At 62.2% G+C, this 14,992-nt stretch carries 18 protein-coding genes; 14 read left to right on the top strand and 4 right to left on the bottom strand.

The window, feature by feature from the left end; genetic code table 11:
- Positions 1-36: 36 nt before the first annotated feature.
- Entirely contained in the window at positions 37-351 is a 315-nt protein-coding gene (locus tag AAC077_RS08060; RefSeq protein WP_339768346.1) for a DUF1244 domain-containing protein, read from the bottom strand.
- 254 nt (positions 352-605) lie between these two features.
- On the opposite strand from AAC077_RS08060, the gene pyk reads away from it, so the two are divergent.
- The 4 genes from pyk to rplT all read left to right on the top strand — a co-directional run bounded on the left by pyk (position 606) and on the right by rplT (position 3,028).
- Positions 606-2,051 (top strand): pyruvate kinase, encoded by a 1,446-nt coding sequence (pyk, locus tag AAC077_RS08055; protein ID WP_339768344.1) that lies wholly within the window; start codon positions 606-608, stop codon positions 2,049-2,051.
- A gap of 12 nt (positions 2,052-2,063) precedes the next feature.
- Positions 2,064-2,309 carry a hypothetical protein gene (locus tag AAC077_RS08050; protein WP_339768342.1) on the top strand — a complete coding sequence of 82 codons (246 nt, stop codon included), beginning with the start codon at positions 2,064-2,066 and terminating at the stop codon, positions 2,307-2,309.
- A gap of 137 nt (positions 2,310-2,446) precedes the next feature.
- The gene (gene rpmI, locus AAC077_RS08045) at positions 2,447-2,647 is read left to right on the top strand and encodes a 50S ribosomal protein L35 (RefSeq protein ID WP_259998915.1); all 201 of its coding nucleotides are present in this window, start codon (positions 2,447-2,449) and stop codon (positions 2,645-2,647) included.
- A gap of 15 nt (positions 2,648-2,662) precedes the next feature.
- A complete protein-coding gene (gene rplT / locus AAC077_RS08040; RefSeq protein ID WP_339768338.1) occupies positions 2,663-3,028 on the top strand; it encodes a 50S ribosomal protein L20 in 366 nt (121 codons plus the stop codon).
- Positions 3,029-3,092: 64 nt separating this feature from the next.
- Here the strand turns inward: rplT and AAC077_RS08035 are convergent, their stop codons facing one another.
- The gene (locus AAC077_RS08035; RefSeq protein ID WP_339768336.1) at positions 3,093-3,683 is read right to left on the bottom strand and encodes an NAD(P)H-dependent oxidoreductase; all 591 of its coding nucleotides are present in this window, start codon (positions 3,681-3,683) and stop codon (positions 3,093-3,095) included.
- 107 nt (positions 3,684-3,790) lie between these two features.
- On the opposite strand from AAC077_RS08035, the gene AAC077_RS08030 reads away from it, so the two are divergent.
- The 6 genes from AAC077_RS08030 (at position 3,791) to mscL (ending at position 9,373) form a co-directional block, all read left to right on the top strand.
- Entirely contained in the window at positions 3,791-4,369 is a 579-nt protein-coding gene (locus tag AAC077_RS08030) for a TetR/AcrR family transcriptional regulator (protein WP_339768334.1), read from the top strand.
- A gap of 71 nt (positions 4,370-4,440) precedes the next feature.
- The gene (gene pheS / locus AAC077_RS08025) at positions 4,441-5,514 is read left to right on the top strand and encodes a phenylalanine--tRNA ligase subunit alpha (protein WP_339768332.1); all 1,074 of its coding nucleotides are present in this window, start codon (positions 4,441-4,443) and stop codon (positions 5,512-5,514) included.
- 24 nt (positions 5,515-5,538) lie between these two features.
- Complete coding sequence (locus tag AAC077_RS08020) at positions 5,539-5,820, top strand: YrhK family protein (protein WP_339768330.1); 282 nt, start codon at positions 5,539-5,541, stop codon at positions 5,818-5,820.
- Positions 5,821-5,932: 112 nt separating this feature from the next.
- Positions 5,933-8,329 carry a phenylalanine--tRNA ligase subunit beta gene (gene pheT / locus AAC077_RS08015; RefSeq protein ID WP_339768328.1) on the top strand — a complete coding sequence of 799 codons (2,397 nt, stop codon included), beginning with the start codon at positions 5,933-5,935 and terminating at the stop codon, positions 8,327-8,329.
- Positions 8,330-8,347: 18 nt separating this feature from the next.
- Positions 8,348-8,797, top strand: coding sequence for a YtoQ family protein (locus AAC077_RS08010; RefSeq protein WP_339768326.1), 450 nt, complete (start codon positions 8,348-8,350; stop codon positions 8,795-8,797).
- Positions 8,798-8,941: 144 nt separating this feature from the next.
- On the top strand, positions 8,942-9,373 hold the full coding sequence (mscL, locus tag AAC077_RS08005; protein WP_028957087.1) for a large conductance mechanosensitive channel protein MscL: 432 nt from the start codon (positions 8,942-8,944) through the stop codon (positions 9,371-9,373).
- A 108-nt stretch (positions 9,374-9,481) separates the two neighbouring features.
- Here mscL and ald read toward each other — a convergent pair whose 3' ends face one another.
- On the bottom strand, positions 9,482-10,600 hold the full coding sequence (gene ald, locus AAC077_RS08000) for an alanine dehydrogenase (protein ID WP_339768323.1): 1,119 nt from the start codon (positions 10,598-10,600) through the stop codon (positions 9,482-9,484).
- Positions 10,601-10,740: 140 nt separating this feature from the next.
- Between ald and AAC077_RS07995 the strand changes: the two genes are divergently transcribed.
- Together AAC077_RS07995 and AAC077_RS07990 are read left to right on the top strand one after the other, a co-directional pair.
- Positions 10,741-11,211, top strand: coding sequence for an Lrp/AsnC family transcriptional regulator (locus AAC077_RS07995; protein WP_261368082.1), 471 nt, complete (start codon positions 10,741-10,743; stop codon positions 11,209-11,211).
- The gene (locus tag AAC077_RS07990; RefSeq protein ID WP_339768321.1) at positions 11,208-12,797 is read left to right on the top strand and encodes a GMC family oxidoreductase N-terminal domain-containing protein; all 1,590 of its coding nucleotides are present in this window, start codon (positions 11,208-11,210) and stop codon (positions 12,795-12,797) included. The genes AAC077_RS07995 and AAC077_RS07990 overlap by 4 nt, the downstream gene beginning before the upstream one ends.
- A 91-nt stretch (positions 12,798-12,888) precedes the next feature.
- On the opposite strand, the gene rpsU is transcribed toward AAC077_RS07990, so the two are convergent.
- On the bottom strand, positions 12,889-13,095 hold the full coding sequence (rpsU, locus tag AAC077_RS07985; protein WP_007118112.1) for a 30S ribosomal protein S21: 207 nt from the start codon (positions 13,093-13,095) through the stop codon (positions 12,889-12,891).
- A 116-nt stretch (positions 13,096-13,211) separates the two neighbouring features.
- Here rpsU and AAC077_RS07980 point away from each other — a divergent pair, with 116 nt between their 5' ends.
- Both AAC077_RS07980 and AAC077_RS07975 read left to right on the top strand, forming a co-directional pair.
- Positions 13,212-13,904 (top strand): COQ9 family protein, encoded by a 693-nt coding sequence (locus AAC077_RS07980; RefSeq protein WP_339768319.1) that lies wholly within the window; start codon positions 13,212-13,214, stop codon positions 13,902-13,904.
- Positions 13,905-13,997: 93 nt separating this feature from the next.
- Positions 13,998-14,987: an NAD(P)H-quinone oxidoreductase gene (locus AAC077_RS07975; RefSeq protein ID WP_339768317.1), complete on the top strand. Its 990-nt coding sequence runs from the start codon at positions 13,998-14,000 to the stop codon at positions 14,985-14,987.
- Positions 14,988-14,992 lie beyond the last annotated feature (5 nt).

Genomic DNA, 14,992 nt, shown 5'->3' with positions numbered 1-14,992 from the left:
GTCACGATGGTGCAGTCCGCCGTGACGGAAGATGCATCAGCTTTTGTCGGTGACGTTCTGGGCAAAGGCCTGTTTGAAATCCGACTGTTGGGTGCTGGAGGCGTCGGTTTGATGGTTCGCTTTCCATTCGTCCATGGTCATCCCGTAGAATGCCTCGCGGCCTTCGTCCTTGGTCATGTCGATGCCGCGTTCGTTTGCGGCCTCTTGATACCAGCGCGACAGGCAGTTGCGGCAGAAACCGGCCAGGTTCATCATGTCGATGTTTTGCACGTCGGTGCGGTCTTGCATCAGGTGTTGCTGCAAGCGGCGAAAGGCGGCGGCTTCCAGTTCGATTTGTGTTTGTGCGTCCATGGGGCGGGGTCCTTTGTGCAAGTGTTCAGCTTCAAGATTGGCCTTGTTGTGGGCGGCTTCAAGGTCCAGCGCAAGCGGGCCTTGGGCAAATGGTGCGCAGGTGCGCTGTCATTTTGTTGCAGCGGCGTTCATCAGGTCGTCATTCTTTGGTTCTAGGTGCAGGTCAGTTGTTATTGCGCGCAAACTGGGTGATAACGGTTTGAAATAGCGTGCGGTTGCCGCACGAACGCCCTGAGAGAGAAGGTTAGCGCTAAATGAGACGTAATCGGAACGTAAAGATTGTCGCCACACTTGGGCCAGCCTCTGATACCTACGACATGATCCGCGCGCTGCACGAGGCCGGGGCAGACGTGTTCCGTCTGAACATGAGCCACGGCAGCCACGACGAGATTGCGATCAAGCACAAGATCATCCGTCAGGTCGAGCAGGACCTTGGCAGCACCATCGCCATTCTGGCCGATCTTCAGGGACCCAAGCTGCGCGTCGGCGTGTTTGCGGGCGACAGCGAGATGCTGGAAGAAGGTGCGTCGTTCCGTCTGGATCTGGACAAGGCCGAGGGCGACGCCGCCCGCGTGTGCCTGCCCCACCCCGAGATTTTCGCGGCGCTGAAACCGGGCGCGTCGTTGCTGGTCAATGACGGAAAGATCCGCCTGAAGGTCGAAGATTGCGGCGCGGATTTTGCCAATTGCACGGTGATTGCGGGCGGTGTGATTTCCAACCGCAAGGGCGTGAACGTGCCGGATGTAGAGCTGCCGCTGGCCGCGCTAAGCGACAAGGACCGCGCCGATCTTGAGTTTGTCTGCGAATTGGGTGTCGATTGGCTGGCGCTGAGTTTTGTGCAGCGGGCGGGCGACGTGGAAGAGGCGCGGGGGCTGGCCAAGGGCCGTGCCGCGATCCTGTCCAAGATCGAAAAACCCAGCGCGGTCGAACGGTTTGCCGAAATTCTGGCCGTCAGCGATGGCATTATGGTCGCCCGTGGCGATCTGGGTGTGGAGCTGCCGGTGCAGAATGTGCCGCCGATCCAGAAACGACTGGTGCGCAAGTGCCGCAGTGCGGCCAAGCCGGTGATCGTGGCCACGCAGATGCTGGAAAGCATGATCGAAAGCCCGATGCCGACCCGCGCCGAAGTGTCGGACGTGGCCACCGCGATCTATGAAGGCGCGGATGCCGTTATGCTAAGCGCGGAAAGCGCCGCAGGCAGCTATCCGGTCGAGGCGGTGCGCACCATGGACAATGTCGCCACCGAGGTCGAGCGTGACCCGACCTATACCCAGATCATCGAAAGCAGCCGCGACGCCAAGCGCAACAGCGTGGCTGACGGTATTGTCGCTGCCGCCCGCGAGATTGCCGAAACGACGGATATCAAGGCGATCTGCTGTTTCACCCAAAGCGGCACCACCGCCCTGTTGACCGCCCGCGAACGGCCCCGCGTGCCGATCATCGCGTTGACCCCGCTGGTGGGCACCGCGCGGCGTCTGGCGCTAAGCTGGGGGTGCAACTGTGTGATCACCGAGGCGATGGACCGGTTCAAGATGGCGGTCGTCGGCGCGGCCAAGGCGGCGCGGTCCGAAGGGTTTGCCGACGAGAACGACCAGATCGTCGTGACCGCCGGTGTGCCTTTCAACGTGCCGGGAACCACCAATATTCTGCGGGTGGCCCCGTGCGATGAACGTTTGATTTTCAGCACCGATCCGGAATAGCGTCATCGGTGCATGGATAAGCTGTCGAAATATCTGGATTCGGACCTGGCGTTGGTCCTGGGGGTCATCATCGGCCTGATGTCGATTCCGTCGATTCTGTCGGCCATGACCGACGGGCGCGCACCACGCGCGTCGGCGTTGACGATCCTGATTGCGGGTCTGTTGATCATCTTTGCGATCCAGACCCATCCCGGCGGTTACCAGATCAGCGATGTGCCCCATGCGTTTGTCGTCGTCGTCGCGCGGTTCATGCCCTGAACCTGTCGATGCGGCGCGGCGCGAAATAGCGCTTGCCTCATGGGGCGATGCCTCCTATATGCACATCTCGTTCTGCGCGTCCGGCCCACAGTGGCATGCCGAGTCGCGCGTCTACCGAACTCAAGAAGGAGACGGAAATGCCCAAGATGAAGACCAAGTCGAGCGCCAAAAAGCGCTTTAAGGTGAGTGCCACAGGCAAAGTCATCGGCGGCCAGGCTGGTAAGCAGCACGGCATGATCAAGCGGACCAAAAAATTCATTCGCAACGCACGCGGTACGACAGCATTGTCGGCGCCCGATGCCAAGATCATCAAGGGCTTTATGCCCTACGACCGATAAGAAGGAGCCTGAACAATGTCACGCACCAAAGGCGGAACAGTCACCCACGCACGTCACCGTAAGATCGTCAAAGCCGCCAAAGGCTATTACGGACGTCGCAAGGCAGTATTCAAAGTTGCAACGCAGGCCGTCGACAAGGCGAACCAGTACGCAACACGCGACCGGAAAAACCGCAAGCGCAACTTCCGCGCCCTGTGGATCCAGCGCATCAACGCCGGCGTTCGCGCCCATGACGAATCGCTGACATACAGCCGGTTCATCAATGGTCTGAACCTGGCAGGCATCGAAGTTGACCGTAAGGTTCTGGCCGATCTGGCCGTGAACGAACCGGCGGCCTTCGCAGCCATCGTCGACCAAGCCAAAGGCGCGCTGACCGCGTAACCTTTGACGGTTGAACAGATTTGAAAGGCCCTGCCAAATGGCGGGGCCTTTTGCGTTTGCAGGGTCAGGTCCCCGCAGTGCCCAGGCCGCGTACCGTGTTCAGCCAGGTGTCTGTGCGACCTGTTTTGGGATGGCTGGCGCCGCCGAAATAGCTGACGCGGGTGGGGGTGATGCCCACGAATTTCAGAATATGGTCGCGCAGTTGCCGGATCATCGCGCCATGGAATGACAGCGACAGAAACCATCGTGGTGTGTCCGATGTAATGACCAGCCGCGCCGTGCGCCCCAGAAGCATGGGGCGGGGCATTCCCGTGATCTTGGGGTTGCGCGTGTCAAAACTGCGCCCCGGCAGCAGCGCACGGTCGAACATGCCCTTCAGCTTGGCGGGCAGGCCGCCCCACCACATCGGGGTCGTGATCACCACATGCTGCGCCCATTCGATGTCCGCAAGCAGCGTTTCCAGATCCGGTTCCAGCGGTTTGGAGTAGGCATAGCCGTTAAAGCCATAGTCAGGATCAAAATCCATGTCGCGCAGATGGGTCAGACGCACGTCATGGCCCGCCGTGCGCGCGGCGGCGGCATAGGCTTCGGCCAATGCGCGGTTCAGCGAGGTTTCGGCGGGGTGTCCGTTCAGGATGAAAATACGTTTTGGCATGGGTTGGGTCTCATTAAATTGACTATGGTCAAAATCGGTAAAGTCAAAAGTGACCGTGGTCAATATCAAATTTGACCACGGTCAGCAAACGTGGCAAACACATCAGGATGAAACAGCCCGTTCAACAACGCACACTGAAAACCCGTGCTCGCCTTTTGGCGGCGGCAGAACAGGTGATTGCAGCGCAGGGGTTCGAAGCCTTGCGCGTCGATCAGGTGGTCGCCATTGCAGGTGTCGCCAAGGGAACGTTTTTTGCCCACTTCACCGACAAGGACGCGCTGATGGCGCAACTGATCGGCGCGCGGATCAACACGGCCCTCGACACGATTGAAGAGCAGCCGACCCCGAGCGATGTTGACGAGATTGTGCAGGCGCTTGCCCCGTTGATGGCGTTGATGACCTGCGAACGCTATGTGTTCGACGTGATCCTGCGCCATTCCGGCGCGGCCCTGGCCGAAGAAATCGGCCCGATTGCCGAAACCTTTGGCCGGTTCCAGACGGTGCTGGAGGGGTGGCTGAAAGATGCGCCCGTGCGCCGCGATGTGCCGGTGGCGATGCTGGCCGAAGGTGTCGGGGCATTTTTCATTCAGGTGATCGCGCTGCATTTCTGCGCTTTGCACAGCGATGTCGATATGCCCGCACGGTTGGCCCCATGGCTGCGTGCGTGGCTGTTGCCACCCGCCTGAGGGCCTTGCCTCCCTTGTAATCAGCCGCGTTTCTGCTAGCACGTCTGCGACATATGACAGGACGGTTGACGATGGACGATCTCAAGCAAAAATATCTCGGACAGATTGCCAATGCTGCCGATGAATCCACGCTGGAAGACATTCGCGTTTCGGCCGTGGGCAAAAAGGGCGAAGTCGCGCTGAAAATGCGTGAACTGGGCAAGATGACCCCCGAGGAACGGCAGGTTGCCGGCCCCGCGCTGAATGCGCTCAAGGACGAGATCAACAGCGCGCTGGCGGCGAAGAAAGCCGCCCTTGGCGATGCTGCACTGGACGAACGGCTGCGGTCCGAATGGCTGGACGTGTCGCTGCCGGGGCGTGGTCGTCGCGTGGGCACGATCCACCCGATCAGCCAGGTCACCGAGGAAGTCACCGCCATCTTTGGCGAGATGGGCTTTGCCAGCGCCGAAGGGCCGCGCATCGACACCGATTGGTACAACTTCGACGCGCTGAACATCCCCGGCCACCACCCCGCACGGGCCGAGATGGACACGTTCTATATGCACCGCGCCGACGGTGACGACCGCGCGCCCAACGTGCTGCGCACCCACACCAGCCCCGTGCAGATCCGCACGATGGAGGCACAGGGCGCGCCGCTGCGCATCATCTGCCCCGGCGGCGTGTACCGTGCCGATTACGACCAGACCCACACGCCGATGTTCCACCAGATCGAAGGTCTGGCGATCGACAAGGACATCTCGATGGCCAACCTGAAATGGGTGCTGGAAGAATTCTTTGCCGCCTTCTTCGAGGTCGACACGATCAAGACCCGCTTCCGCGCGTCACACTTCCCCTTCACCGAACCGTCGGCCGAAGTGGACATTCAGTGTTCGTGGGAAAACGGCACCGTCAAAGTGGGCGAAGGCGACGACTGGCTGGAGGTGCTGGGCAGCGGCATGGTGCACCCCAAGGTTCTGCAAGCGGGCGGGATCGACCCGAACGAATGGCAGGGCTTTGCCTTTGGCATGGGGATCGACCGGATCGCCATGCTGAAATACGGCATCCCCGATTTGCGGGCGTTCTTTGATAGCGATCTGCGCTGGCTGCGGCATTACGGGTTTGCGTCGTTGGATGTGCCGACGTTGCATGGTGGTTTGTCGCGCTAACTCATAAACGCAAGGGCGGTTCACATGCTTTTCAGACCCGACCAGCACACCTATAGCGAAGACGACCTGCGCCGGTATGCGGCGTTTGAGATCGTCTATACGCTGATCGACTTTGCCGCGGCGGGGCTGTTCCTGATCGGGTCGATCATGTTCCTGTCCGAGGCGTGGCAGACCCCCGGCACATGGCTGTTCATCGCCGGATCGGTGCTGTTTGCCACCAAACCCACCCTGCGCCTGATCCGCGAATTGCGGCTGGCGGCGGCGGGGGACGCCAAGGATCTGGGCGCGCGGTTCAAAAACGACTGAGGTGCAATGCACGCGGCCCGTCCTGTGAACCGGCCACCGGGCCACGCAGGTGTTGCACCCACCCGTATTTCTTGTCATTGCAGGGCGGCATATTCCGCAGGGGTAAAAGACCATGAAATTCACGCTGTCCTGGCTCAAGTCGCATCTGGAAACCGATGCCACACTGGATGAGATCACATATGCGCTGACCGACCTCGGGCTTGAGGTCGAAGGCGTCGAAGATCGCGGGGCGGCGCTGGCGGCGTTTACCATCGGTTACGTGGAGAGCGCGGAAAAACATCCCGATGCGGACCGTTTGCGCGTCTGTCAGGTGCAGACCGACGAGGGCGTCAAACAGATCATCTGCGGCGCCCCCAACGCGCGGCAGGGCATCACCGTGGTCGTGGCCAAGCCGGGCGTTTACGTGCCGGGCATCGACACCACCATCGGCGTCGGCACGATCCGGGGCATCGAAAGCTATGGCATGATGGCATCCGAGCGCGAGCTTGAGCTGTCGGAGGAACACGACGGGATTATCGAGCTGGCATCGGGCGAGGTCGGGCAAACCTTCACCGACTGGCTGGCCGCGAATGATCCCGCCAAGGTCGATCCTGTGATCGAGATTGCGATCACCCCCAACCGTCCCGACGCCTTGGGCGTGCGCGGCATTGCCCGCGATCTGGCGGCGCGCGGTCTGGGCACGGTGAAACCCAGCGCGGTGGACGTGGTCGAGGGCACCTTTGCCAGCGACATCAAGGTCAGCATCGACGACGACACGCTGGACGGCTGCCCGCTGTTCTGTGGCCGTGTGATTAGGGGCGTGAAAAACGGCCCCAGCCCGCAGTGGTTGCAAGACCGCCTGCGTGCCATCGGCCTGCGTCCGATCAGCTTCCTGGTCGATGTGACCAACTTTTTCACCTATGACCTGAACCGCCCCCTGCACGTCTTTGACGCGGACAAGGTGGCCGGAAACCTGCGCGTGCACCGCGCGGCGGGGGGTGAGGTGATCACTGCGCTGGACGACAAGGACTATACCCTGCAAGCGGGCCAGATGGTGATTTCCGACGACAATGGCGTCGAAAGCATCGCGGGCATCATGGGCGGCGCGGCGTCGGGCTGTACCGACGAGACGGTGAATGTCTTTGTCGAAAGCGCCTATTGGGACCCGGTGCAGATCGCCTATGCGGGCCGCGCGCTGAAAATCAACTCGGACGCGCGCTATCGCTTTGAGCGCGGAGTTGATCCTGCGTTCACACCCGAAGGGTTGGAACATGCGGTACGGATGATCGTGGAGCATGCAGGCGGCGCAGCATCCGAGCCGGTCTATGCCGGTGCCGTCCCCGACACCGCGCGCGCCTACAAACTGGACGCAGCACGGGTGCAATCGCTGGTCGGCATGGAAATCCCCGAAAGCCAGCAGCGCCAGACGCTGACGGCGCTGGGCTTCCGGCTTGAGGGCGACATGGCCCACGTGCCCAGCTGGCGCCCCGATGTGCAGGGCGAGGCCGATCTGGTCGAAGAGGTTGCGCGCATCGCGTCGCTGACCAAGCTGGAAGGCAAGCCGCTGCCGCGTCTGACCGCCGGCGTGCCGCGCCCCGTGATGACCCCAAGCCAGCGTCGCGAACAGATTGCACGGCGCACCACGGCGGCGCTGGGGTATAACGAACTGGTCACCTACAGCTTTATTGATCAGGCCAGTGCCGCGCTGTTCGGTGGCGGGGATGACCTGACGCGGCTGGAAAACCCGATTTCCACCGACATGAGCCACATGCGCCCCGCGCTGCTGCCCGGTCTGCTGGCTGCGGCGGCCCGCAACCAGGCGCGCGGCTTTGCCGATCTGGCGTTCTTCGAGGTTGGACCCGCGTTCCATGGCGGCGAGCCGGGCGAACAGCACACGCTGGTCAGCGGCCTGCTGGTCGGGCGCACCGGTCCAAAGGACGTGCACGGTGCGTCGCGCCCTGTCGATGTCTATGACGTCAAGGCCGACGCAGAGGCGGTTCTGGCCGCCATGGGCGCGCCTGCCAAGGTGCAGATCATGCGCGGTGCGTCGGATTGGTGGCACCCGGGCCGTCACGGCAAGATCTGCCTTGGTCCGAAAAAGGTGCTGGGCGTCTTTGGCGAGGTGCATCCGCGCGTTCTGGCAGCCATGGACGTCAAGGGGCCCGCAATGGCCTTTACCCTGTGGCCCGACGAAGTTCCGATGCCGCGCAAATCCGGTGCCAGCAAGGGCGCGCTGACCATCAGCGACCTGCAAGCGGTCGAACGTGACTTTGCCTTTGTGGTCGACGCCGAGGTCGAGGCGCTGACGCTGGTCAATGCCGCCCAGGGTGCCGACAAGGCGCTGATCGAAGACGTGCGCGTGTTCGACGAGTTCATCGGCGGCAGCCTGGGCGAGGGCAAGAAATCACTGGCCATCACCGTGCGCCTGCAACCCACGGACAAGACGCTGAAAGAGGCCGACATCGAAGCGGTCAGCGCCAAGGTGGTCGACAAGGTGACAAAGGCGACCGGCGGGGTCCTGCGGGGATAATCTGCGAAAGGAATTGTGATGACACTCAAGGTATATCTTTCCGGCGAAATCCACACCGACTGGCGTGACCAGATCATTCAGGGTGCGCAAGGTCTGGACGTGTCCTTTGACAGCCCGGTCACCGATCATGCTGCCAGTGACGATTGCGGTGTGAACATCCTTGGGGCCGAGCCGGACAAGTTCTGGCACGACCGCAAGGGGGCTTTGGTCAACGCCATCCGCACCCGCAAGGGCATAGCCGACGCCGACGTTGTGGTGGTGCGCTTTGGCGACCAGTACAAGCAGTGGAACGCCGCCTTTGACGCGGGGCAGGCCGCCGCCTTGGGCAAATCGCTGATTGTCCTGCATGGCTCCGACCATGCCCACGCGCTGAAAGAGGTCGATGCCGCAGCTTTGGCCGTGGCGCAAGAGCCGCATCAGGTGGTCGATATCCTGCGCTATGTGCTGACCGGAAAACTGCCCGGCTGAGCCGGCCCCGATTGTTTCCAGCCTGCGCTCATCCACTGGCAAGGCCCTTGAAAAGGCCTGCCCAGATGGAAAAAGCTGTGCTAGATCGAATAGGTCGGCGCATCAAAAGCGATAACGCGCGCCACCATTGACGAGGGATCAGTTATGCTAAACGAATTCAAGGCTTTCATCGCCAAGGGCAATGTCATGGACATGGCCGTTGGTATCATCGTGGGCGCTGCCTTCACGGCCATCGTCAGCTCGATGGTGGCGGATCTGATCAATCCGATCATCGGCTTGTTCACCGGTGGTGTCGATTTCACCAACAACTACGCCGTTCTGTCCGGTGACGTGCCTGCCGGTGCATCACTGGAAGCTGCCCGTGAAGCGGGCGCATCGGTCTTTGCCTATGGATCGTTCCTGATGGCGGTCATCAACTTCCTGATCATCGCATTTGTGGTGTTCATGCTGGTCAAGATGGTCAACCGCATCAAATCCGCCGCCGAAAAGCCCAAGGATGTCGCGCCCGAGGTGCCCGCAGGCCCGTCCGAGCTGGACGTGCTGCTGGAAATCCGCGACCAGCTGGCCAAGCGTTAAGCAGGCAAAGGCCCGCGCAGATCGCTCCGCGCGGGCCTTTTCGCTTCATCTTGCCGGATAAACTCCGGGGGAAGGCGCGCATGCGCCGAGGGGCAGAGCCCCTATTGCCTATAGTTTCAGCGCGTCCTCGGGCGTGGTCACATCCAGCCCCAGCGCCTCGCCCACGGCCGCATATGTCAGCTTGCCCGCGTGCACGTTCAGCCCGGCCAGCAGGTGCGGATCGTCGGCACAGGCCTGTTTCCAACCCTTGTCGGCCAAGGCCAGCATAAACGGCATCGTCGCATTGCCCAGTGCAATGGTGGATGTCCGCGCAACAGCCCCCGGCATGTTGGCCACGCAGTAATGCATGATCCCGTCCACGTCATAGATCGGGTCCTGGTGCGTGGTGGCTTTGGATGTCTCGAAGCACCCGCCCTGATCAATCGCCACATCCACCAGCGCCGCGCCCGGTTTCAGCTCGGACAGTTGTGCGCGTGACAGCAGCTTGGGCGCGGCAGCGCCCGGCACCAGCACCGCGCCGATGATCATGTCGGCGGATCGCGCCAGTTCGATGGTATTGCCCGCGCTGGCATAGCTGGTCTTGAACACACCGGCAAAGGTATCGTCCAGATAGCGCATACGCGGCAGTGAACGGTCCAGCACGGTCACATCCGCGCCCATGCCTGCCGCGACACGCGCCGCATGGGTGCCGACCACACCGCCGCCGATCACCACGACACGGGCGGGGCTGACACCGGGCACACCGCCCAGCAGCACGCCGCGCCCGCCATTGGCCTTTTGCAGCGTCCACGCACCGACCTGTGGTGCCAGCCGGCCCGCGACCTCGGACATCGGGGCCAGCAGCGGCAAGCCACCCATGCGGTCTGTAACAGTCTCATAGGCAATGCAGGTGGCCCCCGACGCAAGCAGGTCATGCGTCTGCTCAGGGTCCGGTGCCAGATGCAGGTAGGTGAACAGAACCTGCCCCTCGCGCAGCATCTTGCGCTCGACAGCCTGGGGTTCCTTGACCTTGACGATCATGTCAGCGGCGGCAAACACGTCTTCGGCCGAGCCGACAATCTGCGCACCCGCAGCCGTGTAATCCGCATCTTCAAACCCTGCGCCAACGCCTGCACCCGCCTGTATCAGGACGGTGTGACCGTGCCCCACGGCCTCTTGTGCGGCGTTAGGTGTGATCCCGACGCGGAATTCCTGTGGTTTTATCTCTGTTAGACATCCGATTTTCATCTGCCATTCCCTGTATTGCAGTATGACGCACAGTTTATCGGGGTTTCGTCGCAAGAACCCACGAAAGGCCCCTCGCTATTTGCCTCTTTCTTCGAATAGTCTGGCGTAGAAATGGCATATCTTCGAAGGAACGTGCGTAAATGTCAGTAGACGCGACCGATCGGCGTATTCTCGAGGCGCTTCAGCGCAAGGGGCGGATGTCGAATGCGGACCTGTCGGAACAGGTCAACCTTAGCGCTTCGGCCTGTCACCGGCGTGTGCAGCGGCTCGAGACCGAGGGATACATCAAAGATTACGTTGCCTTGCTGGATGCGCGCAAGATGGGCGTGTCGACCACCGTGTTCGTCGAGATCACGCTGCAAGGCCAGGCCGACGAGGTTCTGGATGCGTTCGAGAAGGCCGTGCGGCGCATTCCTGACGTGTTGGAGTGTCACCTGATGGCCGGCACCGCCGATTATATTCTAAAGGTGGTCGCCGAAAACACCGAGGATTTTGCACGCATCCACCGCCAACACCTGGCCCGTTTGCCCGGTGTGGCACAGATGCAGTCCAGCTTTGCCTTGCGGACGGTGTTCAAAACGACGGCTTTGCCGGTCTGGGGGGAGAAATGAGCGATTGGGACTATATCGTTGTCGGCGCAGGCAGCGCCGGCTGTGTGGTGTCCAAGCGGCTGAGTGATGCAGGCCACCGCGTGCTGTTGCTGGAAGCGGGCGGTAAGGACAATTACCATTGGGTGCATATCCCGATGGGATACCTTTATTGCATCGGCAACCCGCGCACCGACTGGATGTACCGCACAGCACCTGTGGACGGGTTGAACGGGCGGTCGCTGTTGTACCCACGGGGCAAGGTGTTGGGCGGCTGTTCGTCGATCAACGGCATGTTGTACCTGCGCGGGCAGGCGGCGGATTATGACGGCTGGCGGCAGATGGGGCTGACCGGCTGGGGCTGGGACGATGTGCTGCCCTATTTCAAGAAATCCGAAGATTACGTTGACGGGCCTTCGGACATGCACGGCACCGGCGGCGAATGGCGGGTTGAAAACCAGCGCCTGCACTGGGACCTGCTGGACGACTGGATGGAGGCGGCTGCGGCCTGGGGCTTGCCCAAGGTCACCGATTTCAACACCGGCGACAACGAAGGCGTCGGGTATTTCCGCGTCAATCAGCGCAATGGCTGGCGCATGAACACGGCCAAGGCGTTTCTGCGCACCGCCACGGGCAAGACGCTGAAGGTCGAAACCCAGGCGCACACCCGGCGCATCCTGATTGAGGACGGGCGCGCCGTGGGCGTGGAATACGACCGCGCCGGCGTGACCCGTCAGGCGCGGGCCGGGGCCGAGGTGATCCTGTGCGCGGGCGCGGTCAACAGCCCGCAAATCCTGCAACTTTCGGGCATCGGTCCGGGCGCGTTGCTGCAACAGCACGGCATCGCCGTTCAGCACGAGGCGCCGCAGGTGGGCGCCAACCTGCAAGACCACTTGCAACTGCGCTGCGCGTGGCGGCTGACACAGGCCAAGACGCTGAACACGATGGCCAACAGCCTGTGGGGCAAGGCGATGATCGGCATGGAATACGCCATGCGCCGCAGCGGCCCGATGTCGATGGCCCCCAGCCAGTTGGGCGCGTTCAGCAAATCGCGCCCCGATCTGGCGACTGCCGATCTGGAATATCACGTGCAGCCGCTGTCGCTTGAGGCGTTTGGCCAGCCGTTGCACAATTTCCCCGCCATCACCGCCAGCGTTTGCAACCTGCGCCCCGAAAGCCGTGGCACGGTGCAGATCGCATCGGCGGACCCGCACGATGCGCCGGTCATCGCGCCCAACTACCTGTCGACCGAAGGCGACCGTCAGGTGGCGCGGGATGCCATCCGGCAGGTGCGTGCGATCATGTCCCAGACGCCGATGCAGCGTTATGCGCCGGAAGAATTGAAGCCCGGCGCGCAGGCGCAGACCGATGCCGAGCTGGCTCAGGCGGCGGGGGATGTGGGCACGACGATCTTTCATCCCACCTGCACGGTGCGCATGGGTGGCGATGGTGCGCCGCTGGATGACCAGATGCGTCTGCGCGGGATCGGCGGGTTGCGCGTGGTCGATGCCAGCGCCATGCCGGCAATCCCCAGCGGCAACACCAATGCGCCGACGATCATGATGGCGGAAAAAGCCAGCGATATGATCCTGGCCGCCGCGCGGGCCTGACCCGATTCGTGTGGCCCAGAAAACAACAAACCCCCGCAGGCACTGCCATGCGGGGGTCCGTAATCTTAAAGCAGCTTTCGCCGGGAATGACTTACATCATACCTTCGCGTTGAGCCTTTTTGCGTGCCAACTTACGGGCACGGCGGATCGCTTCGGCTTTCTCGCGTGCTTTTTTCTCGGAGGGTTTCTCGAAATGCTGCTTAAGCTTCATTTCACGGAACACACCTTCGCGCTGAAGTTTTTTCTTCAGGGCGCGCAGCGCTTGATCGACGTTGTTGTCGCGAACACTAACCTGCATGTGGTTTTCACCACCTTTCTAAGTTGAGTTGCAAGGATTTGCAGGAAGTGGGCATATAGCAACTGTGCCCTAGATTGTCCAGTGCCCGGACGCAGCCGCACACAGGAGGTATCGAGATGAACGCCAACTATACCGAAACCAAAGAGGCGCTGTTGCAAGCGGCGCTAAGCCATGTGGCATTTGACGGCTGGACCGACGCCACCTTTCAGGCGGCCGTGCGCGACGCGGATGTGCCCCCTGCCGTGGCGCGGGCCGTGTGCCCCCGTGGCGCGGTCGATCTGGCGCTGGCCTATCATGCCGCCGGTGATCAGGCGATGATCGCGCGGTTGCAGGCCGAAGACCTGAGCGCCATGCGCTTTCGCGACCGTATCGCCGCCGCCGTGCGCTACCGGCTTGAGGCGGTCGAGGACAAAGAGGCGGTGCGCCGTGGCACCACGCTGTTTGCGCTGCCGACCCATGCCGCCGACGGGGCCAAGGCGATCTGGGGCACCGCCGATGCCATCTGGACCGCGCTGGGAGACACGTCGGACGATGTGAACTGGTACACCAAGCGGGCGACGCTGTCGGGCGTCTACAGCGCGACCGTGTTATATTGGCTGGGCGATGACAGCACCGACCATCAGGCGACCTGGGCCTTTCTGGATCGCCGCATCGACAACGTCATGCAAATCGAAAAGCTGAAGTCGCAGGTGCGTGAAAACCCGGTGTTGTCCAGGCTGATGGCAGGCCCGAACAAGCTGATGGAGGCGATCAAGCGTCCCTCGGACACGGGCGGGTTTCCGGGCCGCTGGAGCAAGCCCCGCAACTGACGCGACGTGCCGACGGGGGCCGGGGGCTGCGGTATTGGTTCCGTCGCCGCCTGCGCCCTGTTAGGCATGTCGAAATGGCATTCAGGAGGCTCTATGACACAGACCATGCGCGCGATCGAAATCACCAAGCCCGGCGGGCCCGAGGTGTTGCAACCCACAGACCGCCCCATGCCGCAGGCCGGTCATGGTCAGGTTGTGATCAAGGTGGCCTTTGCCGGGGTGAACCGCCCCGACGCGCTGCAACGCGCGGGCATGTACAATCCGCCCAAAACCGCCAGCGACCTGCCGGGTCTGGAAGCGTCCGGTGTGATTTCCGAAGTCGGCGCAGGGGTCACCGACTGGGTCGTGGGCGACAAGGTCTGCGCCCTGTTGCCCGGCGGCGGCTATGCCGAATATGTGGCGACGCCCGCCGCACATTGTCTGCCGGTGCCCGACGGCATGGACATGAAACAGGCCGCCTGCCTGCCTGAAACATTCTTTACCGTCTGGTCCAACGTGTTCACCCGTGGCGGGTTGAAGGGCGGCGAGCGGTTCCTGATCCACGGCGGGTCCAGCGGCATCGGGACGACCGCGATCCAACTGGCCAACCACTTTGGCGCACGGGTGTTCGTCACTGCCGGATCGGCCGAGAAATGCGCCGCCTGCGTCGAACTGGGCGCTGAACGGGCGATCAACTACAAGGACGAGGATTTTGTCGCCGTCATGAAAGAGGCAGGCGGCGCCGATCTGATTCTCGACATGGTGGGCGGCGACTATATCCCGCGCAACTTTGATGCTCTGGCCGATGACGGGCGGCTGGTGCAGATCGCGTTCCTGCAAGGGCCCAAGGTCGACATGAACTTTGTTCAGTTGATGACCCGCCGTCTGACCATGACCGGCAGCACCCTGCGCCCGCAAAGCGATCTGGCCAAGGCGCGCATCGCTCAGGACCTGCGCGAAGCGGTCTGGCCGCTGCTGGCGGCAGGCAAGATCGCCCCGGTGATGGACAGCACTTTTGCCTTCGAGCAAGCCTGCGACGCGCATGCGCGTATGGAAACCAGCACACATATCGGCAAGATTGTTCTGGAAATCGGCGGCGCATAGGGGGG

The organism is uncultured Pseudosulfitobacter sp., from assembly GCF_963976325.1.
Taxonomy (GTDB): Bacteria; Pseudomonadota; Alphaproteobacteria; order Rhodobacterales; family Rhodobacteraceae; genus Pseudosulfitobacter.
This window is presented reverse-complemented; position numbering and strand designations above follow the sequence as displayed.